Consider the following 20,497-nt stretch of genomic DNA (forward strand, 5'->3'; position numbering starts at 1 on the left):
CTACTAACGCTGCGGGTTGTGTCCACACGACGACACTGAATCTGACCATCAACCAACCGACTTCCGAAACAATCACGGAAACGGCTTGCTCAAGTTATACTTACGGCGGACAGACTTATACGGCAAGTGGAACGTACACTCAGACTTCAACTAATGCCGCCGGTTGTGTCCACACGACTACGCTGAATCTCACGATCAACCAACCGACAGCTGAAACCATCACGGAAACAGCTTGTGGAAGTTATACATACGGAGGACAGACTTATACGGCAAGCGGAACGTACACACAGACTTCAACGAATGCAGCAGGTTGTGTCCATACGACTACGCTGAACCTGACAATCAACCAGCCGACAGCTGAAACCATCACGGAAACAGCTTGCGGAAGTTATGACTGGTTCGGAACGAATTATTCCCAAAGTGGAACATACACGCACATTTCTACAAACAATGCAGGTTGCGACCATACAACTACGTTGAATCTTACGATTAACCAACCAACAGCTGAAACCATCACGGAAACAGCTTGCGGAAGCTTTGATTGGAATGGAACAAATTATTCCCAAAGCGGAACATACACACACGTTTCTACAAACAATGCAGGTTGCGACCATATAGCAACACTGAACCTGACGATTGAATCTGTTTCAACTCCGGAAGGTGCTGCAGAACAGACTTTCACCGAAGGCGACACGGTTGCAAACATCGTCATCAACCCGACAGATGTGATCTGGTATGCCACACTGGCCGATGCACAAAGCATGACCAATCCAATTTCTTCGACGACGATTTTGGAAAACGGTGCTGTTTTTTATGCGGTCAACACCTCTGAATCAGGTTGTACAAGCGACATTTTTTCAGTGACCACATGGGTGACATTAGGAACGGAGTCTTTTGATGCCTTTTCATTGAATGTGTATCCGAACCCGACATCGGGCGACATCAACTTCACATCGACAAAAGAAATCCAGATGGTGAATATGTACAACATTCTGGGTCAGGAAGTAGTTTCCAGAACTGTGAATGCGCTTGAAGGACACATCGATGCATCTGGATTGCCGGCAGGAACGTATCTGATGAAATTATCTTCAGCAGATGCATCACAAACCGTGAAGGTCATAAAGAAATAACCTTTCTGATAAAAACTGAAAATCCCGGACTCATATTGAATCCGGGATTTTTTTTGACCCGTTTTGAGCGAATCCTGCCTTATCTTTACAACATGCTCGAACTTACCCGCTCACCAAATAATTACACCCTTACTTATGAAGACGGCACCTATATTCTGTGTGTCAGCCTGGACGCATCCGGTTTCAATGAAGTCAATTACAAACTGAATGCAGGCGAGATTTACAGCTACGAAAGCCAGAAAGAGCCATTCCTGAATTTACTGGCGCAGCAAATCCGGGACAATCCGGATGGTTTTGGGAAAGTCGTGAAATAAGCCTGAAAGTAATGGAAATAAAAAAGCCCTCTGGAATTGAGGGCTTTTTTGTGCGGATAATAGGACTCGAACCTACACGCCTTGCGGCACCAGATCCTAAGTCTGGCATGTCTACCAATTTCACCATATCCGCAGAGTATGATTATTTGAAAAACATTGTTTTCAAATGGTGGGTGCAAATATACACATTCAACCGTATTTACAAATCATTTCGACTGAATTTTTAGTGATTTCTTTTTTGTTACTTTTGGATGACTAATCAACTTTCTCTATCCATGGACGACATTCGACCGTATGTACAACAAAATCAGCAGCGTTTCATAAATGAACTTATCGATCTTTTAAAAATTCCATCCGTTTCGGCAGATAGTGCGTATTCTCAGGATGTGATGGATATGGCCGATGCAGTCAAAAAAAGCCTCGAAGATGCAGGTTGCGACACGGTTGAGATTTGTGATACGCCGGGTTATCCGATTGTATACGGAGAGAAAACCATCGATAAAAATTTACCCACGGTTTTGGTTTACGGACATTACGATGTACAGCCGCCAGATCCTATGGAACTATGGACATCGCCTCCGTTCGAACCGGTCATCAAGAAAACGGACATCCATCCGGAAGGCGCCATTTTCGCGCGCGGTGCCTGCGACGACAAAGGCCAGATGTATATGCACGTGAAAGCACTTGAGTACATGGTGAAGAACAACCAGTTGCCGTGTAACGTAAAATTCATGATCGAAGGCGAAGAAGAAGTCGGGTCGAAAAGCCTGGGTTGGTTCGTCGAAAAGAATCAGGAAAAACTCAAATGCGACGTGATTTTGATTTCTGATACGGGAATGATCTCGAACCAACAACCTTCCATCACCACAGGTCTTCGCGGATTGAGTTACGTGGAAGTCGAAGTCACGGGCCCGAACCGTGACCTGCATTCCGGATTATACGGTGGTGCGGTTGCCAACCCGATAAACATATTGGCAAAAATGATCGCTTCGTTGCACGACGAAAACAACCATATCACGATTCCCGGATTTTACGATAAAGTAGAAGAACTGTCACGCGAGCAACGCGATGAAATGGCAAAAGCGCCGTTCTCCCTTGACGATTACAAGAAAGCATTGGACATTGCGGATATTTATGGGGAAACCGGTTATGTCACGAATGAGCGCAACTCAATCCGTCCGACGCTTGACGTAAACGGAATCTGGGGCGGATATACAGGCGAAGGTGCAAAAACCGTCATTGCAAGTAAAGCATTTGCGAAGATTTCCATGCGACTCGTACCTCATCAGGATTGGGAAGAAATCACCGAATTGTTCACCAAACATTTTATCTCAATAGCTCCAAAAGGCGTAACCGTAAAAGTAACGCCTCATCACGGCGGACAAGGTTATGTGACACCGACTGATAGCATCGGATATCAGGCGGCATCAAAAGCCTATGAGGAAAGTTTTGGCGTAAAGCCGATTCCCGTTCGTTCCGGCGGATCTATTCCAATAGTAGCGTTGTTCGAAAAAGAACTCAAAAGCAAAACGATCATGATGGGCTTCGGATTGGATTCAGATGCAATCCATTCGCCAAACGAACACTTTGGGATTTTCAATTATCTCAAAGGGATTGAGACCATTCCGTTGTTTTACAAATACTTTGTCGAACTGAGCAAGTAAGGACATATGGGAGTGCGGCTTGTCACGGTTTTATTTCTGGCATTATCCTTTATCAGTTGTGCAACCAACCGGACAAAAAATGGTAAACGCATTGGTCTCTGGATTGAAAAAGACACGGTTGCCGGCCAGATCCAAATCACACGCGGACGATACAAAGACGGGCTTGAAAAAAACACCTGGAAAACGTACCTCGATGGAAAACTCGTTAAGAGAGAAGTCTATCGCGACAGCATCTGCCATGTATTCCATTTCTATCCGGACGGTTCCGTTTCACGCGAAGGCTACACGCGCATAGCCAATGAAGGCGTTTTTACCCACTGGTTTTATTTTGGCGATTGGTATTCGTACGACACTGATGGAAAACTGGTTTCGGTAGATACGTATTACCAGGGAGAGCTTGTCGGGGAAAAGGATGCCGCACCTTAAGCGTCAACAGACACTGCAATTTTTTGGAATCGAGGCCGTTAGGATTACCTAATCGATTTCCCATGAAAAAAATACTCCTGATTTTAACAGCCCTTTTGTCTATAGGGCATGCAATTGCACAGACACAATTGACCGAAAAGCCAAAAATCAGTGCTGTAGGTCTCGGCACCGTAACAGCTTTTCCGAACGCAGCCCAAATCACGATCAACCTCAAGCACCTCAAACCCACATTGCGTGAAGCTATCAATGAAAACCAGAAAACGGCAGATGCGGTCCTCAAAATAATCCGCAATTACGTTTCTGATTCCACCGGCATCAAAACAAGTTTGATTTCTACCGATAAATCAACGGTATGGAATGATAAACTGAATAAAGAAGTGTTCCTCGGTTTCGAATCGTCACAAAAAATCATTTTCACCCTCAACGACCTGAAACGGATGCAGGATTTCACCGAAGAACTTTTGAAGACCAAATTCAATAAGATTGGCCGGATTTCATATTTCAACACCGAAGCTCAGGAATTCAATAAAAAAGCCCAGGAGCTTGCTGTACTCGATGCCATAGAAACAACTAAAAGACTGGCTAATACGGCCGGGATAAGAACCGGAAAGATTCTTTACATGCAATCGAGCGCTAGCCCGAATGACAGTTCGAACAACCGGGTGGACACATATGAGTTTGAAAGCTACGGAAAAGGCATGGGCGGAAGAGGTGTTTCGTCAAGTGGGGATTTGATAAAATATTCCGTATCGGTGACCACTTATACAGAAATAATGGATTAGCAATCATTGGCAATTTACTTCGGCTTCCAAACAATTGGAATTGAACGAATAGCAACATCTTACACTTTTTGGCGTTACCTTTGTAAAGCTCATTTTAAATGGGTTTCAACATCAATCACAAAAAACAATCAATCATGTTAAAAGACTTTTTCATCCTTTGCTCCGGCGCCGACCGGAAATTGCTTTCAGGTTGCTCAGAAGGCGAACAAACCAAGTTCGCCGGAATCGGGGCAACCGTTTTTTTTACAGCCGTCATGGCCTTTATCGCCGGCGGTTATGCGCTCTACACTGTTTTTGACAGTATTTATCCGGCTATTTTCTTTGGGTTCATTTGGGGCTTATTGATTTTCAATCTGGACCGATTCATCGTTTCGACGATACGAAAACGCGACAGTTTTTCAGCCGAATTCCTTCAGGCCACACCGCGTATCGCATTGGCTATCATCATTGCGATAGTCATTTCAAAACCGCTTGAGATCAAAATTTTCGAAAAGGAAATCGATACGGTCCTGCTGAAAGAAAAAAATGCGATGGCGCTGCAGAACAAAAAAGAAGTTTCGAATTATTTCAATACAGACCTGGACAGGAACAAAGCCCAGATAGACAGCCTGAAATCTGAAGAAACCCGCAAGGAAAAAGAAGTCAATGCGTTATATGCAACGTATATTGCCGAAGCCGAAGGAACCAAAGGCACCATGAAACTCGGGAAAGGCCCGGTGTTCAAAGAGAAAATAGCAAAACATGATTTAGCGCGTACCGAGTATGAAACGCTCAAGAAATCAAACGATGCGAAGATTGCCGACCTCGAAGCCAAAAACAAAACCATACAGGCCGACCTTGACAAAAAGGTTTCTGAAACACAACCTGTAATCGATGGTTTCGACGGATTGATGGCACGTATAAACGCACTCGATAAATTGCCGTGGCTGCCTTCGTTCTTTATCATGTTGCTGTTCCTTGCCATAGAAACGTCTCCGATAATAGCCAAATTATTGTCTCCGAAAGGTGAATACGATTTCAAACTTGAAGATCTGGAAACGGCTTTGAAAGCGACGATCACGCAAGATGTGTATCAGCGGAAATTATTGGTAGCTACATCGGCGCAAATGCATGACAAGGTATACGCAGATATCGCTGACGATCGCGAAATCTTCAACAAACAACGCATGGCAGCAAAGGAAATCCTGGAATTGCAATCGGAGCGGTTCGTGGAGAAACAAAAACAAACCATGTAATTTTGCGTTATGGATACAACCGGCTTCAGGGCCGGTTTTTTTTTGCCTGTTTGAATTTGATAAATCGCTTTACTTTAGCATCTTTGAAAAAAACAATTATTTGAATCGTCTTTCTTCTTTACTTTTTTTAGTGTTGATTCCATTCCTGTCGTTCGGACAAGACACCATACCCGCTCCCGTGCAAAAAGCCAATACTTCTATCTGGCAGGATTTGGGATACGATAGCATGAGCATGCTTCAGGGCGCCGGGCATGCATTTGTCGCACCCGGATATTGGGACAAAAATGATTTTATCACGGCCGGCGGATTGGTTGTCGGGACTTCGATCCTGTGGATTTCAGATGAACCGATCAATGACTATTTCACCAATCAAAGCGCAGGTGTTCCACAGGGTATAAAAGACGGCGGATACTACTTTGGCAAACCTTTATACAATTACGCCCTCACCGGAGGCATCTATTGTTTCGGATTATTTACACGCAACGAAAAAATCAGAAAAACGGGTGTGCTTATCGTATCATCGGCATCAGCTGCGGCAGTGGTGCAGACGGTACTCAAAAATGCAGTCGGAAGGGCCAGGCCATACACCGGGCATGGACCTGCTACATTCCATCCGTTTTCAAAGGAAGAAGGCTTTCATTCCTTTCCATCCGGACACGCCATTTTATCTTTTACCACGGCATATGCCATTTCAAAGCAATTCAAAAGTCCGTGGGTCAAAGGCGGATTATGGGCGCTGGGTTTGGTGACACCTGTTTCACGTATGTGGGCAGGCGCGCATTGGGCTTCCGATGTCGGTGTCGGCATCATGCTCAGCGTAATCACGGTTGAATCTGTGAATAAATTCCTCAATGCCAACCGCTATCAGGATCCTGTCGTTTCCAAAAAGAAAATTTCGTGGAATATCAATTTTACCAAGCAGACAATCGGGTTGACGGGAACTTTCTAAAGGAAATTACAGATACGGAAGGATCTCGCTTTTAAGATTATCATATTCCGCCTGACGGATCAGCCCGTTATCCAAAAGCTTTTTGTAGTTCTGCAATTTGTCGAAAAGCTCGTCTTTGGTCAGTTCAGACAGTGATTTTTCGGCAGCGGGTTTTACTGTTTCGGCTATAGGTTCTACAGGAGTTTCTACAGAAGTGAATTCCTCTGCCAATGCTTTTTGGGCCGTTGGGATCAATTCTGCAAAATGTGTCACTTCTTCTGTCTCGACTTCCTCGATTACTTCAGGCTCATCGACTTGCGGTTGTATCCATTGCCCTTCCGTCTCATTGATCAGGCTTGGTGCAGCATTGCCTTCTTTGAGCATTTCGAGTTGTTCTTTTGCGAACGTGTAGATTTTTCGCGCCTGTGTTTTTGGGATATAATCGATTGAGACTTGTATGTCTGTTTTGGTCGCGAATGAAAAATCGGAACCGAGAATATTTTCCTTTACGAATACACCTGCGATATCGTCCCATGCATAATCTGTAAAATCCATAGAAAGTCCAAGATTTTTAGGCTTGCAGATGATGATGCGCTTATTGGTCAGCACGATGCTGTCCGGCAAGACCGTCACTGGTTTTTTCTGTACGCCTATGTAACTGATTTCTTCTCCACGCATAAGCAGGTCGCGAAGTTTGTTGGTCACTTTTTCGACAGCTTTCGGGTCTTGTTCTTCGTTTAGGAAATTCTTGATTTGTTCTTTCATTTTTAAAGTCTAAAAGTTTGGCACTACGCTGGGCTTTTGGACACGAAGGCACAAAGACACGAAGGCACAAAGCAAAATTATTTTCTAGAGGACAAAAATAGGTTATTCGGCCGATTGTAAAATGTCGTTTTGCAATTTTTTAGATAGGGATGCAAAAACTAAATCATACGAATGATCGATGAGTTCACGCACCATTTTATCAGGCACATCCTGATTGATACTGACCGTGTTCCAATGCACTTTGCTCATGTGATAACCCGGATTTATGGCATCGTATTCCGCACGCAGTTGCTGGGATTTTTCAGGATCGGCTTTAAGATTGACGGCGGGTTTCCCGTTTTCCCATTCGCTGAGTGAAGTCAGGGCAAACATTTTTCCGCCTACTTTGAGCACGAGTGTATCTTTATCAAAAGGGAATGTTTCCTCGACGGCTTTTTTGGACAGGCAGAAATCATAGAATTGCTGGATGTTCATAGTCTTTCTGTTATAATTCCACTTTATATAAAACCGGCCTGCCCGGGCTTGCATCGTTTTCAAAATTAGCCACTTGTAAATTCAACAGGTAAGTTCCGTCGGTGATTTCGTCCGGGACATAAATCAATTCGGTGATGGTGGCATCGAGGCGCGCATCGGGATTCAAGTGTTGTACATCGGTAACATTCCAGAACGCTTTATGTGCCACTAGTTTTCCTTCGTCGTGTTCTTTGTCGACACTCGGCAAATCGATCAGCAAATGATTGACGCCGATTTCACGCAACCACAAAGCAGCATCGTCACTTAAAAAGGGCGGATTCGTATTCGAATATTTCCTCGATTTTTTAGAACCGTCGTTCGGTAACGTCCGGATCACGATGGCCTCCGGACGTTTTTCGGCTATGGCTTTTTGAAGTTGCAATGATGTGATTACCGCATCTGCTCCGGATAGTTCAGGTGTGACCGAAACCAATTCCGCCGTAAAGAAAAAAGTTTTCAATACATCTGAAATACTGTAAAAATCTTTTGTGATATGTCCGAGACATTCGGTATGCGTGCCGTGTCCGTGCGGATTGAAAAAAACATTGTTGAAGTTGGTCGACGATTTTCCTTCTGATACTTTCCCGACCCAATCGCCCATGACTACCGGTAAAATTTGCGGTTTGTCCAGATACCAGGCGATTGGATTCTCATCTGAATCCGATAATGCCAGCGAAATATCTATCGGTTTCGAAAAGTCAACGGTTACATTTTTTCCGTTGTGTTCAATGTGTGCTTTCATTCTAAATTGCTTGATTCCAAAGTTAGGAATTATGCGTATGCTCAAACCGACAAAAATCAGTATCTTGTATCGTCATCGATAATGAACCTCTGTTATGAAATTCCTGTATGTGTTATTGCCTTTTTGTGTTTGTGCATCGGCCCAGACTTTTTCAATCGACGCATTGTCTTTGCCTTCGTCCATCCTGGCGAATTCTCCTAAACCTCCGGCTATATTGACGATGACAGTTACCGATTTTCAGATAACATCCGTAAAAAATTACACTCCATTTGATTCGGGTTTTTTAAAAGACCGCAAACCCGCCGTCCGGGCTTTGCGGCAAAATCTCGAAATAGCAGATCCGATGATGAAACCTGTTTACATTCCCGGAGGCGGATGGCAGGGCACAGCGGCAGGCGGCGCGCTCGAAATGCTATCGCCGCGGACAGATTATTCGAACTATTGATTTGATCGTATCAAACCATGAATAAATCCGAGGCCAGACCATCGGTGAGGAATTTTCCCGCCGGAGTCGCCTTTAGGACTTCATCTTCCCAAACCAAAAATCCCTGATTGACGAATCGGTGCGATTGACGCAACAGATGTTCTGAAAACACGATCCCGAATTCCGTTTTGATTTTGTCAATTGAAACACCCCAGATGGTGCGCAATCCCGTCATCACGTATTCGTTGTACCTGTCTGCGGCCGACAACACTTCCCTTTCAAAAACCGGTTTCCCGGATGCAATTCCTTTGAGATAAAAACTGTTGTTGGCCACGTTCCAGCTCCTATGTTTTCCGTCATACGAATGGGCCGACGGGCCAACGCCAATGTATCGTTTCCCTAACCAATACGCCGAATTGTTTCGCGAAAAATATCCAGGCTTTCCGAAATTCGAAATCTCGTATTGGATAAAGCCGTTTGCTTCGAGCATTTCACGAAGGATGTGGAAATGATTTTCGGCCACTTCATCTCTGGGCGCGATTACTTTTCCGTTTTCGATGAGTTTCTTCAGTGCCGTTTTGGGTTCGACGGTAAGCGCATAAGCCGAAATATGAGGCACGCCCAAGTCGATTGCCGTTTGTACATTGTGACGCCATCGTTCGTTGCTCATTCCGGGAATTCCGTAAATGAGATCGATGGTGATATTTGGGAAAAGCCGTACCGATCCTTCTATAGATTTCAAGGCCTCCGATGCATTGTGGGCGCGGTTCATCAGTTTCAAATCGGCATCGAAAAAAGACTGGACGCCAACGCTGAGCCGATTGATCTTAGTCTGCGAAAATTGATTGATTTTTTCAGATGTCAAATCGTCCGGATTCGCTTCGACCGTGATTTCCGGATCAGCCGAAACGGTATAATTCGCATACACCGCTTCGATCAGGAAATTGATTTCTGCTACGGATAAGACACTCGGTGTTCCGCCACCAAAATAGATTGTTTCGACAACATCCTGAGATTCGGTTTTCCGATGATATAATTCAGCTGCAATCGCCCTGATCATATCCTCCTTCTTCGACAGGTTGGTCGAAAAGTGAAAATCACAATACGTACACGCTTGTTTGCAGAATGGGATATGGATGTAGATGCCGGACATGTTAATTTGAAAATTGGCTAATTTGGAAATATGAAATTTGCATCACGTGTTCCATTGTACTATCGGTTAGGTCCGGCAAAATTAAACTGGGATAATTGAACTTTAAAAATTCAGTTGTACAACCTGTTATCGACAAATAATTTCAACTTTGGGCATTTGCAAATTTTCAAATTATCCAATTTCCAAATTTGAATCAACCTATCCTCGATTCATTCGCCTTCACAAACGCATCCCAGCCCGAATAACTTTTAGCGCCGATTGTTTTTCCCGAATTGAAATGATGGCAAACCGCCGCTGCCAATCCATCGGTCGAATCGAGGTTCTTTGGAAGCTCTTTCAATTGGAGCAATTGTTGCAGCATCTTCGCGACCTGTTCCTTACTCGCATTCCCGTTTCCGGTGATGGCCATTTTTATTTTCTTGGGCTCGTATTCGGTGATTGGGATTTGGCGTGAAAGACCTGCGGCCATAGCGACGCCCTGTGCACGTCCGAGCTTGAGCATCGATTGGACGTTCTTTCCGAAAAACGGTGCTTCGATGGCGATTTCGTCCGGATGATGCGTCTCAATCAACTCGATGGTACGGTCAAAAATAACGCGAAGCTTGGTGTAATGATCGTCGTATTTGGACAGGATGAGTTCGTTGAGCTGGATGAATTCCATGTTCTTGCCCACCACGCGGATGAGCCCGAAACCCATGATCGTCGTTCCCGGATCGATGCCTAAAATGATACGTTCGTTTGCCAATTTTTTGTCGTTATTTTGCCGCATGCCAGCCGGGAACAAAGCTAAACAATATTGGGTTGCCATTGCGAAAATTGCGGTGCTTGCGGGTGCGTTTTATGTCATCTGGCAAAAACTCTCGGCAACGACTGCTGCCGAATGGTCGCAATTCCTCCAAAGCTCCAAAGGATGGCCATGGTATTCGGTCGCAACATTGCTGTTCCTGACCATTGCCAACCGTGTCATTGAAATCTTCAAATGGCAGAATCTCGCGGCCGTGGTACATCCAATTTCGTGGAATGAATCGGCAAAACAAGTGCTGAGCGCCTTGACCGCCGGCATCTTCACCCCGAACGGGATCGGTGAATACGGTGCGAAAGCGTTGTACTTTGGGAAACAGCAGGCCAAAAAAATAGTGTTTCTGAACCTTGTCTGTAATGGTGTGCAGATGTTCTGGAGCATCGTCTTTGGATTGTTCGGGTTGCTGTATTTCAATTCAGAAACCGGATTGCTGTCTTCCAAAACCATCCTGATTGTATTTGCGATTGTCGTGTCGGTCATTTTCCTGCTGACTTTACTGAGGAAATTCTCCATCCGCGGATTTTCGATCCAGACGCTTCTGATTCAGTTGGATAACATTCCCAAGAAAACCCACCGCCTCAATTTGTTATTGGGATTGTTGCGCTACCTGTCGTTTTCATTGCAGTATGTGTTGCTGTTCCGATTGTTCGGGGTCGACATTCCGTTTGCATTGTTATATTCCGGAGTCGCCGCGGTCTATCTGCTTGCTTCGTCATTGCCGTCGTTCCAATTCCTCGATTTTGCCGTAAAAGGTAGCGTCGCGATCTTTTTCTTCGGATTTCTGGGCGTGAACGAGTGGATTATCGTCGGCATCAGTACGCTTATGTGGCTTTTTAACGTAGTTTTACCGGTATCCATCGGAAGTTATTTCATCATCAGATTCAGGACTCAATGGTAGCTATCGCGATACTTTGTGCCGTTTATGTAATTATATATTGCAGCTATATCACGCGCCTGATTTCCGGTTTGGGCAAGGTTGGTGAATTTGTTCCGACAACATCAAATGCGAGGACAGGTTTCAGCATCGTAATCCCGTTCCGGAACGAACAGGAAAACCTGGGGCATCTGCTCGAATCGATTTCCAGCCTGGATTATCCGAAAGACTTATTTGAATTGATATTCATTGACGATGCCTCGACAGATGATTCCGTGACCCTCATCAACAGATGGCGCATGCAAAACGGTTTGGTTCGGACTACGCTCATCGAAAACATCCAGATGACACCGTCGCCAAAAAAGAACGCCATCATGCGATCGATACCTATCGCGGCTTTCGATTGGGTCATCACGACCGATGCCGATTGTAAATTGCCTGCAACATGGCTGACTACTTTCGATGCATTTATCTGCCAAAATACTTTTGAAATGATTGCCGCGCCCGTCCGGTTCACCAAAGGTTTCGGGCTTTTGAAAAACTTCCAGCGGTTGGATTTCCTGAGCCTGCAATCGGTGACTGTCGGAAGCTTCGGCATCAGGAAACCGTTTATGTGCAACGGGGCGAATTTCGCTTATAAAAAATCATTCTTCGAATTGCTCGGCGGCTTTGCCGGAAACGAAAAAATCGCGAGCGGTGACGATGTGTTCCTGTTGCAAAAGGCGGCTAAGGAATATCCGGAAAAACTCGGTTATCTAAAGTCGGAAGCAGTGATTGTCGAAACGCTGCCCGAAAAAAACCTCGGGAATTTGTTCAACCAGCGCGTACGTTGGGCGGCCAAAGCCTCGTCTTACAAGAATGATTACGCCGAAGACCTGGCGCTTGTCGTTTTCCTGTCGAACCTCGCCATGGTCGCTCTTTTTGTCATGACAGCTTTCGGCCTCGACTGGCGAATTACGGTTGCCGTTTTTGTTTTGAAACTGATTCCGGACTGGGTCTTTTTGCACAAAGGCAACCGGTTTTTGAAAAGCCATTCGGTGGTGTTTCCTGTTTTCGGGGCGGTTTTTTATCCTTTGTTTACAGTGGCTGTGGCGTTGTATGCGATTTTTGGAAAGTATTCGTGGAAGGGGAGGAAATTTCGGGTTTGATTGGAGTGGGGAAAGTCTGAAAAGACCGGAAAGTCGGGAAAGTCAGTAAAGACGGTAAAGTCCGAAAAGACCGAAAAGATGGAACCCCAGCCGCAGCGAAGTTAAAGTCGGAAATTCAGCAATGACAAAATCATGGTGAACTAACATTACTACTATCCGATACTTCGGAAAAACTGACGCCCTTATTGGAAAATTTAAAAGTCCGGAAAGTCCGGAAAGTTCGGAAAGTCCGAAAAGATGGAACCCCAGCCGCAGCGAAGTTAAAGTCGGAAATTCAGCAATGACAAAATCATGGTGAACTAACATTACTACTATCCAATGCTTCGGAAAAACAGAGAGCACATTGGAAAATTTAAAAGTCCGGAAAGACGAAACCCGAGCCGTAGCTCATTTAGAGTCGGAAATTTAGCAATGACAAATCACGCTGGATTAGCGTTTTATATTGTCCGATGCTTCGGAAAAACAAAGAATCGTATGGAAAATTTAACAAAAAGTACAGAAAAACTACAGCTAAAAAATTCAGGGATTTTGTAGGGAACACTATTGGCCCCTCCCCGATGCCAAGATACCCTTTTGCAAAATTACTTCGGTACAGAAAAACTACCTAAAAAGTTAAAAAATAAGAGTAATTTCAAACTTAACCAGTTGACCACTTCCCGGTCTTTCCCGTCTTTGCTGACTTTTCGGACTTTTCGGACTTTCCGGTCTTTCCCGACTACCTCCGCCTCCTCTTCTCCACATTCAAAATCACCGGCAACTCAAACTGCGTTTTCACAGGCAACCCTCTTTTCAAAGCCGGATTTACTTTAGGAAAATCCGCGAGTCGCGCCTGGATGATACTGTCGATGCTTTTGGCCGAATAACTGATCGAATCGGTGAGTCGCGGCTGGAATTCCACTACGGAATTGGCGTTGACGATCACTTTCACGGCAATCGTATCGAATTCCGGATACAGCACCGCGAGTGTGTCGGACTCCAATCGTTGTTGGATGTTCTGCGTCAGGAATTCAAAAAAGCAAACCTTTCGCGCTTCCTTGTCTGCAGCCGAATCACAGGCGGAAACAGACGGCCATTCATCGACTTCTTCCCAATTGATCGACTTGAGTTCCTTTTCGAGCAGTTCATCTTTGGACGGCACCTGACGGTCGATAAGTTGGCACGAAGCCAGCAGGAAAAGCAGTAAAAGATATATTATGTTGCGGTTTCCCATTGTGGCCGATTGGAATTGGATTAACTTCAGGATTCCAAAAATAGTAAATTTAAAGTATGGACACACTGCTGCTGGCTTTTGGATTTTGCCTCATGATACTCGGCCTGGTCGGAAGCGTGGTTCCGGCATTGCCCGGCCCGCCGCTAAGCTGGCTCGGGATAGTATTGCTGTACCTCACTTCAATCCCCGAAAACTATTGGGTTCTGTCGATAACCTTTGTGCTGACGGCCGTCATTACCGTACTCGATTATGTGATCCCGGCCAAAGGGACAAAATATTTCGGCGGCAGTTCGTACGGCGTTTGGGGCACGAACATCGGGCTTGTAGTGGGAATCTTTGCGCCGGTTCCGTTCGGGTTTGTGATTGGGCCGTTCGTCGGGGCTTTGGTTGGCGAATTGATCTGGAATTCAAAAAATAAACATTCGCATACCGAAGGAAACAAACGGGCGCTCAAAGCGGCGACGGGATCTTTTTTGGGCTTTTTGGTGTCTTCGTTTTTTTCTTTTGTTTTTTGCGTGGGGCTGTTGGGAGTTTGGATTGGTATCGTATGGAATAACCGCGATATTCTTTTTTGATTTTTTCGTCGCTTCAATAGATTCCACGGCTTATCGAATTTCCGACAATTTATACCTCAAAAATTGTTTTGTCGCCAGGTTGCGACAAACGTGTTGCGACAACTTTTTTTGTCGCGGAGGTTTTGTCTTGGATTGAATCGGCTTGCTGCTAATTTCCGCTTTATCAAAAACGATTACCTTTGACCCCTGAATTGTAATTGTTCCTTCAATTACAATCCTGAAATTAATGATAAGAGATGATGCCGAAGAAAATGCTTTCAAAAACCCTGTTCTTAGTCAGTTACCTATTCCTTTGCGCGACTGCGTTTGCCCAGGATGAAATTCAATGGGATGGAAAATACCAATTGCAGTTATCCGATTTTAAATCGGCGTCGACACAAATCGGCGGCACCACGGTCTACAGCCTGCAGACTTTTCTTGGAGTCGATTTTTCATTTTCGATGAGCAGGGTGCAATTCATGATGACCAAAAATTTCAACGCGAAGGTCAACAATAATTTTAGGCGAAATGTAGCCTCGCTGGTCGCACCCGATACAGCTTCTGCCGAAAACCTCGTGGCTTTTGCCCAATACCAATTCGACACGGCCGAATTGTATGCACGTAAATTCCGAAAAAAAATATTCGAGGAAAAGGGAACGTTTTCCGATGTTTCATTCTTTAAGCCGTTCTACGATGACATCCAGAAAGAATTTTCGGAGCGGGTTGCCGATGCTGTGAAGAAAACGGATTTGGGAAGGAAAAAAGAGGAGCTTGGGGTGTTACATGCAGCAGTTCTGAAGGAGGTTGGGGAACTGGAGGATTTTTGTAGGCAGTGTGAGACTAAAAAGAAATATTGATGGCTTGTTCACTTCTTTGTCAATTGTCTCAATCGGATGTAATTATTGCCTGCCGTGAAATTTCAACATTTTAAATTATCAATCATAAACATAGCCTCTAAAAAAGACAGATTTTGTCTTTTTTAGAGGCTATCGAATTTGATTTTTTTTAAATCTGTTTGCGGTAATCAGAAGAATATTGGATTAGCAGGAACATGCTTTATAAGACGAGCTATGCCCATTTCTGTCGCAACTGATGGATGCACAGTATTGAGCGTACGGCCGAGATCCACCTACACACGCAGGCTTTTTAGCACAATCTGAATCAGATGAACAATTTTCATCACCGCAAGGAGCATCCGCGTTTTGAAAAACCGTACCTCCCATAATACTTTTTAATTCTTTCCTGTTTAAAATTTGCATATTACGTTAATTAAAATTGGTTTATGTTTCTTCTAAAGCCTAAAAAATCATGCAATGCTGCAATGTAATATTTATTATTTGAATTTTAGGTTTGTAGCAAATCATAATTCGAAATAAATTTCTATCAGGAAAAGGATTCATCATCAATAAATTCCATCACAAAATATTCCAAATGATTTCGTGAAAATTCTTTAGGATATCTATAACCATTTAAAAAGAAAGTGGGAGTGTGAAATGTATTGGCAAGTAAAGTCCATTGGTACGATTGGAGCAATACGGATTCACAGTTCTCAGACAACTTGCCTTCGTACTTTTCCATCCACTTTTTCACATCCTTTAATTCATACCAATGATTCATTGCCTCTAAAAATTTTTGAGGGCCGGCATTCAAGTATATTGATACGAGTTGCAAACATAAATCTCTTTCCTCTGTGTCCGAATTTGATATATCATTACTGAATTGAATTACAAGCCTTAAATCTAAATCAGGAATCATGAGTAAATTAGACATTTGTTTCTGAGCTTTTTCACAATGTCCGCAAAATGGGTTTGTAACGAAGATGATCTCTTTTTTACTCGAAGGATTTCCCAAAACCAATCCGTGATGAACTTCAACCTGTTCTGCTGCGACCAAGTTATTTTTAAAAACAGTATAATTTCGCATAAAACGATTTGCAGTAATACTAAAATCTTTATGGACTGATAACTGGGTCAATTTTTCTTTAATAATTGTCCATAAATAGAAGCTTACGGTAAAAAGGCCTAAAAATAAAAGAAGAGAGAACGCCTTTAATTCATTAAGGCAAAACTATACAACTTTACAGTAATTAACATATCTTTGCCATGCAAAACAAATTAAGACAATGTTCAGCGCACATATCAGGTCATTATTCGACTTGCAGGAAATGTTCCCAACGGAACAAAGCTGCATCGAATATCTGGAATATATTTACTGGAACCACAGGCCCGTGAGTCCGTTTGATCCGGCATCGAAAATATGGCGGTGTAAGAACGGAAAATATATGTGCAAAAACACCGGGAAATATTTTCGCGTTACTACAGGCACGATGTATGAGAACACAAAGATACCATTGAGGAGATGGTTCATGGCAATCTGGCTTCTGGTAAATACAAAAGACGGAAATCCGGCCACTATGCTTGTTGAACAAATCGGTGTTTCGTACAAGTCTGCTTTGTTTTTATTGAACCGGATACGCCCTTGCTTAGCGATAGAGAATTACAATCTGTTGTACGGAAAAGTGTCGGGAGATGAGACATTTTACGGCGGCAAAAATAAAAACAGACATAAGGATAAAAAGGTGAAAAACGCACAAGGGCGCAGTTTCAAAGATAAAAAACCCGTTGCTGCCGTATATCAGGAGGGCGGAAAGATAACCGCTTCGGTATTGAAGAACACATCCCGTCAGGAACTACAACCATTCGTAAAAAAATTCGTCAAGCCTGGAGCAACACTTATAACCGACGAATGGGGCGGTTATTCGGGTTTGAACAAACGTTTCGCTCACCATGTGGTTGACCACTCGAAGAAATTGTACGTGACTCCGGAAGGGCATAGCAGTAATGGAGTTGAGGGATTCTGGAAAATATTCAAAAGGTCGGCGCAATGGACATATAACCACGTGGTACATTTGCAACGATATGTAGATGAAAGCGTATTCCGATTCAATACGCGCGACCTGACCACAAGCGACAGGTTCAATTGGGTGCTGGCAAACTGCGGTGTCAGGACAAGATATAAAGATTTGGTTTATGGAAATACTTACTGATGAAATACTGATAGGCGTAGGCATAGAGCCGTTCGACATCGATGGGGAATCCTATTTCGATGTGGGTGGGGTAAAGGAGCATTTCCCTGACTTTAAAATCATGGGGATGTTCGTCAAGGCTATTACGCGTGGCAAGGAAATATATTACTATGGCAAATCCGAACATTTTGAGCCTTTGACCGATTTCGATAGAAGGCTGCTGATCGGTATGAAACAGTCTAGGAAGTAATTATAAATCACGAATGTATTCCCTGTCTTTTTTATTTTCCTGCCTTGAAATAACGACTATCGCAAATATATTTACGGATATTAAGCAAATGGACACAAAGACACACAATATTACGAATGTATTTCCATAATAATATTCCCAAAGATACTTGACCGTTGAGAACCAAATGTAATATGGTATTATTCCCAGTAGGACGTTCGGAAGCAGCACCATGAATCCAATTATAGACTCGCTTATTTTTGGTTTTTCATCGATTATCCCAGTCAACAGATTGTACATGGAGAATGGAAGATAAGGCTTTGTGGTTTTGGAAATCTTCTCACCTAAATCATACTTATCTATCTTTTGGATGTGGATTGAATATGAATACATTTTTAAAAGATGCGTGTTTTCCTGAATGTATCTTGCGATCAGCCACAATCTCATTAAAATATAAGAAATCATTACAGGCATTATCGCTATTATCTTTGAGAAATCTTTAATACCTATTCCAACTATCGAGGCTGACTCTACCGACTTGCTCATGAAAACAATGGATAGGAAAATCACAACAATTAACCATAACGAAAGCTTGTCTTCCTGTTTGATGGCTTCTTTTGTGTTTTCAAAGCACTTGTCGAAATAATCTTTCAATACTGTTTCGTTTTGTATGTTGGCATTTATAAAATTAAAGGCCTCCTGGCTTTTTCGTGATTTTGTTATGTCCATTTTTTTATTGGTTTATAAACCTAAATTACTGAGAATTTGTTTATTCGGTAATAATCAGTATGTTTGACCCAACTAAAATTCTCCAATCGGCGCTTAACGGTATTCGATTCGGGGAATTTTTTGTTTAGTTTTTATGGTTTATTATAAAACGAGGTAATTTGCATAATAGAAATATTTTTTGTATTAGCCTGTTTGACTGATATATGTATTGTTTTTAAATGAAAACGCAATATATTTGCATACGATTTCATTTTTAAAAAACCAAATAAAGTCGATTATCTACTTGAAACTGATATTTTTTGTAGGATTTTTATGTTATAAATTGTTAATTTTTGCGCAGTTTGTCGAAGTTATACACATTTAACGGTTTTTTTAACGCCAGAAAAATACTTTTACGCGACTAGAGTACTTTATTATATCTTATAATAACTATCGCTAGTTACAATTTCAAAATGAGCAAGCTTAAAAAAAATAACGGGACAGGCATCGATAATGACGATGAGCAACTTCGTGCAATTTTAGTTCTATTCAAATCCAGGTTAGAAAGCTATTCTCAAGACGCAAGTCAAAGTTACGAACTTCTAAAGCTTGGGGCAAAAGACAAACTTGCACAGGATTTGGAAAAAACTATTAAAGATCCGCTCGGGTCTTTATCAGACGTCACGGACGAAATTGACGAGAAAATAAAATCAATTATTGATACGCTGGTAAGGTCATTTTTAACCTTTAAAAACGACTTTATACTTAATGCTTATAAAAGCAATACAAGTATTAATAATCTGTATTATTCAATCGTCTTAAAAGAAGACAATATCGAAAATAGGAATGCCATTTTCGAGTTTTTTGAAGTCTATGACCTGATTGATATTTCTACAAAATATCCTGTATATTTTCAATTCACACCTTTAAGTCTCGTTGACAACATAAAAAGCAAAGAGGAACTTTTATTTGGTTAAGCATGCAAAATCATATAGACCAAGCATCGCATAATCAAAACTTTCATTCTTGCATACAGGGACAATTTGCAACCAATTTTTTCGATTGGAAAATTACGGTCCTTTTTTATATTGCTCTACATGGACTAAAAGCACTGGCTTCAAAAAGAGGAATTGATATTGGAGAAACTCATATTGATATAGAACGAAACGTCAGTCCATTGAGGAACTCTCCAATCATGGCTATAAGCAAAAACGCTTGGAATGAATACAAAAGTCTTTTTCGTTATTCTCAGGTGGCTAGATATGAAGGAATCACAGATTTTGAAACATTCCAAAAACTAAAAGAATCTGACCATGGATTCTGTGTGCTGCATCTTGATAAATTCAAAAAATATTTAAAAGGTCAAGGCGTTGACTTAGACCTCATTCCTGTAATAGAACAATCTCCTGAACAACCGGACTAACCTCCGGTTTTTTATGCCTGTTAATTGGCAAAATATTCCTTCGATTTATTCCTAGATTTGCAGAATGGCATTTCTGGGAACCACAGACGACTATTACGAACCAACCATAAGCCTTGACAGGGAAGTTAAAGGTAACAGACCCTTTAACGTGTCATATCTGCGTGTATCCGGACTTTTGGATAATAACGAAGGTATCATAAACGGAGATATAATTGTCGTCGATATCGGGCTTAAAATAACCCATGAAGATTTAGTTGCAGTCAAACTCGATGGTTCTTTCAGAATAGTGCGCGTTTTAATTGAGCAGGAAGTTGCGTATATGCTTGAGAACGGCTTCAAAACCTTAATGGAAGGTATCGAAGTGTGCGGCGTAATTACGCACTCGCTGAAGACAATTAAACAAGCTATATAGCCTTCTACTCCCGGAAGCGTTTTTTGTTTACAATTA

The 20,497-nt window shown here is 42.7% G+C and carries 25 protein-coding genes and 1 tRNA gene; 17 read left to right on the forward strand and 9 right to left on the reverse strand.

Features of this window, described 5'->3' with window-relative positions:
- Positions 1-1,130: T9SS type A sorting domain-containing protein (locus G6047_RS10515; protein ID WP_169527577.1), on the forward strand; the 1,130-nt coding region annotated here is incomplete at its 5' end.
- A gap of 92 nt (positions 1,131-1,222) precedes the next feature.
- Positions 1,223-1,444, forward strand: coding sequence for a hypothetical protein (locus G6047_RS10520; protein WP_169527578.1), 222 nt, complete (start codon positions 1,223-1,225; stop codon positions 1,442-1,444).
- 51 nt (positions 1,445-1,495) lie between these two features.
- Here G6047_RS10520 and G6047_RS10525 read toward each other — a convergent pair.
- Positions 1,496-1,577 (reverse strand) — tRNA-Leu (locus G6047_RS10525).
- Between the two features lie 142 nt (positions 1,578-1,719).
- On the opposite strand from G6047_RS10525, the gene G6047_RS10530 reads away from it, so the two are divergent.
- From G6047_RS10530 to G6047_RS10550, 5 genes are all read left to right on the forward strand, one after another.
- Positions 1,720-3,108 (forward strand): dipeptidase, encoded by a 1,389-nt coding sequence (locus G6047_RS10530; protein ID WP_169527579.1) that lies wholly within the window; start codon positions 1,720-1,722, stop codon positions 3,106-3,108.
- Between the two features lie 6 nt (positions 3,109-3,114).
- Positions 3,115-3,534 (forward strand): toxin-antitoxin system YwqK family antitoxin, encoded by a 420-nt coding sequence (locus tag G6047_RS10535; protein WP_169527580.1) that lies wholly within the window; start codon positions 3,115-3,117, stop codon positions 3,532-3,534.
- A 62-nt stretch (positions 3,535-3,596) separates the two neighbouring features.
- Positions 3,597-4,316 (forward strand): SIMPL domain-containing protein, encoded by a 720-nt coding sequence (locus G6047_RS10540; RefSeq protein WP_169527581.1) that lies wholly within the window; start codon positions 3,597-3,599, stop codon positions 4,314-4,316.
- A 134-nt stretch (positions 4,317-4,450) separates the two neighbouring features.
- A complete protein-coding gene (locus tag G6047_RS10545; RefSeq protein ID WP_169527582.1) occupies positions 4,451-5,551 on the forward strand; it encodes a DUF4407 domain-containing protein in 1,101 nt (366 codons plus the stop codon).
- Positions 5,552-5,651: 100 nt separating this feature from the next.
- On the forward strand, positions 5,652-6,500 hold the full coding sequence (locus G6047_RS10550; protein WP_169527583.1) for a phosphatase PAP2 family protein: 849 nt from the start codon (positions 5,652-5,654) through the stop codon (positions 6,498-6,500).
- A 6-nt stretch (positions 6,501-6,506) separates the two neighbouring features.
- Here G6047_RS10550 and G6047_RS10555 read toward each other — a convergent pair whose 3' ends face one another.
- From G6047_RS10555 to G6047_RS10565, 3 genes are all read right to left on the reverse strand, one after another.
- Positions 6,507-7,244, reverse strand: a complete 738-nt coding sequence (locus tag G6047_RS10555; RefSeq protein WP_169527584.1) for a PH domain-containing protein — start codon at positions 7,242-7,244, stop codon at positions 6,507-6,509.
- 102 nt (positions 7,245-7,346) lie between these two features.
- On the reverse strand, positions 7,347-7,718 hold the full coding sequence (locus G6047_RS10560; protein ID WP_169527585.1) for an MmcQ/YjbR family DNA-binding protein: 372 nt from the start codon (positions 7,716-7,718) through the stop codon (positions 7,347-7,349).
- A 10-nt stretch (positions 7,719-7,728) separates the two neighbouring features.
- On the reverse strand, positions 7,729-8,499 hold the full coding sequence (locus G6047_RS10565) for a cyclase family protein (RefSeq protein WP_169527586.1): 771 nt from the start codon (positions 8,497-8,499) through the stop codon (positions 7,729-7,731).
- 94 nt (positions 8,500-8,593) lie between these two features.
- Between G6047_RS10565 and G6047_RS10570 the strand changes: the two genes are divergently transcribed.
- Positions 8,594-8,944: a hypothetical protein gene (locus G6047_RS10570; protein WP_169527587.1), complete on the forward strand. Its 351-nt coding sequence runs from the start codon at positions 8,594-8,596 to the stop codon at positions 8,942-8,944.
- 10 nt (positions 8,945-8,954) lie between these two features.
- On the opposite strand, the gene hemW is transcribed toward G6047_RS10570, so the two are convergent.
- Both hemW and ruvC read right to left on the reverse strand, forming a co-directional pair.
- Complete coding sequence (gene hemW, locus G6047_RS10575; protein WP_169527588.1) at positions 8,955-10,076, reverse strand: radical SAM family heme chaperone HemW; 1,122 nt, start codon at positions 10,074-10,076, stop codon at positions 8,955-8,957.
- Between the two features lie 193 nt (positions 10,077-10,269).
- On the reverse strand, positions 10,270-10,821 hold the full coding sequence (gene ruvC / locus G6047_RS10580; protein ID WP_169527589.1) for a crossover junction endodeoxyribonuclease RuvC: 552 nt from the start codon (positions 10,819-10,821) through the stop codon (positions 10,270-10,272).
- A gap of 22 nt (positions 10,822-10,843) precedes the next feature.
- Between ruvC and G6047_RS10585 the strand changes: the two genes are divergently transcribed.
- Both G6047_RS10585 and G6047_RS10590 read left to right on the forward strand, forming a co-directional pair.
- Positions 10,844-11,776: a lysylphosphatidylglycerol synthase domain-containing protein gene (locus G6047_RS10585; RefSeq protein ID WP_235946533.1), complete on the forward strand. Its 933-nt coding sequence runs from the start codon at positions 10,844-10,846 to the stop codon at positions 11,774-11,776.
- The gene (locus G6047_RS10590) at positions 11,770-12,900 is read left to right on the forward strand and encodes a glycosyltransferase family 2 protein (protein ID WP_169527591.1); all 1,131 of its coding nucleotides are present in this window, start codon (positions 11,770-11,772) and stop codon (positions 12,898-12,900) included. Before G6047_RS10585 ends, G6047_RS10590 begins: the two co-directional genes overlap by 7 nt.
- Positions 12,901-13,615: 715 nt before the next feature.
- Here the strand turns inward: G6047_RS10590 and G6047_RS10595 are convergent.
- Entirely contained in the window at positions 13,616-14,110 is a 495-nt protein-coding gene (locus G6047_RS10595; protein ID WP_169527592.1) for a hypothetical protein, read from the reverse strand.
- A 56-nt stretch (positions 14,111-14,166) separates the two neighbouring features.
- On the opposite strand from G6047_RS10595, the gene G6047_RS10600 reads away from it, so the two are divergent.
- A complete protein-coding gene (locus tag G6047_RS10600) occupies positions 14,167-14,685 on the forward strand; it encodes a DUF456 domain-containing protein (protein WP_169527593.1) in 519 nt (172 codons plus the stop codon).
- A 236-nt stretch (positions 14,686-14,921) separates the two neighbouring features.
- Complete coding sequence (locus G6047_RS10605) at positions 14,922-15,521, forward strand: hypothetical protein (RefSeq protein WP_169527594.1); 600 nt, start codon at positions 14,922-14,924, stop codon at positions 15,519-15,521.
- Positions 15,522-16,047: 526 nt separating this feature from the next.
- On the opposite strand, the gene G6047_RS10610 is transcribed toward G6047_RS10605, so the two are convergent.
- On the reverse strand, positions 16,048-16,587 hold the full coding sequence (locus tag G6047_RS10610) for a hypothetical protein (RefSeq protein ID WP_169527595.1): 540 nt from the start codon (positions 16,585-16,587) through the stop codon (positions 16,048-16,050).
- Between the two features lie 199 nt (positions 16,588-16,786).
- Here G6047_RS10610 and G6047_RS10615 point away from each other — a divergent pair, with 199 nt between their 5' ends.
- Both G6047_RS10615 and G6047_RS10620 read left to right on the forward strand, forming a co-directional pair.
- Entirely contained in the window at positions 16,787-17,710 is a 924-nt protein-coding gene (locus tag G6047_RS10615) for an IS1595 family transposase (protein ID WP_169527596.1), read from the forward strand.
- Positions 17,694-17,939 carry a hypothetical protein gene (locus tag G6047_RS10620; RefSeq protein WP_169527597.1) on the forward strand — a complete coding sequence of 82 codons (246 nt, stop codon included), beginning with the start codon at positions 17,694-17,696 and terminating at the stop codon, positions 17,937-17,939. The genes G6047_RS10615 and G6047_RS10620 overlap by 17 nt, the downstream gene beginning before the upstream one ends.
- On the opposite strand, the gene G6047_RS10625 is transcribed toward G6047_RS10620, so the two are convergent.
- Positions 17,940-18,647, reverse strand: a complete 708-nt coding sequence (locus G6047_RS10625) for a hypothetical protein (protein WP_169527598.1) — start codon at positions 18,645-18,647, stop codon at positions 17,940-17,942.
- A 452-nt stretch (positions 18,648-19,099) separates the two neighbouring features.
- Here G6047_RS10625 and G6047_RS10630 point away from each other — a divergent pair, with 452 nt between their 5' ends.
- The 3 genes from G6047_RS10630 (at position 19,100) to G6047_RS10640 (ending at position 20,461) form a co-directional block, all read left to right on the forward strand.
- On the forward strand, positions 19,100-19,603 hold the full coding sequence (locus tag G6047_RS10630) for a hypothetical protein (protein WP_169527599.1): 504 nt from the start codon (positions 19,100-19,102) through the stop codon (positions 19,601-19,603).
- Between the two features lie 2 nt (positions 19,604-19,605).
- The gene (locus G6047_RS10635; protein ID WP_169527600.1) at positions 19,606-20,049 is read left to right on the forward strand and encodes a hypothetical protein; all 444 of its coding nucleotides are present in this window, start codon (positions 19,606-19,608) and stop codon (positions 20,047-20,049) included.
- Between the two features lie 64 nt (positions 20,050-20,113).
- Positions 20,114-20,461, forward strand: a complete 348-nt coding sequence (locus G6047_RS10640; protein WP_169527601.1) for a S24 family peptidase — start codon at positions 20,114-20,116, stop codon at positions 20,459-20,461.
- The last annotated feature ends 36 nt before the right edge of the window (positions 20,462-20,497 follow it).

It is taken from the genome of Flavobacterium silvaticum (assembly GCF_012911565.1).
GTDB lineage: Bacteria > Bacteroidota > Bacteroidia > Flavobacteriales > Flavobacteriaceae > Flavobacterium > Flavobacterium silvaticum.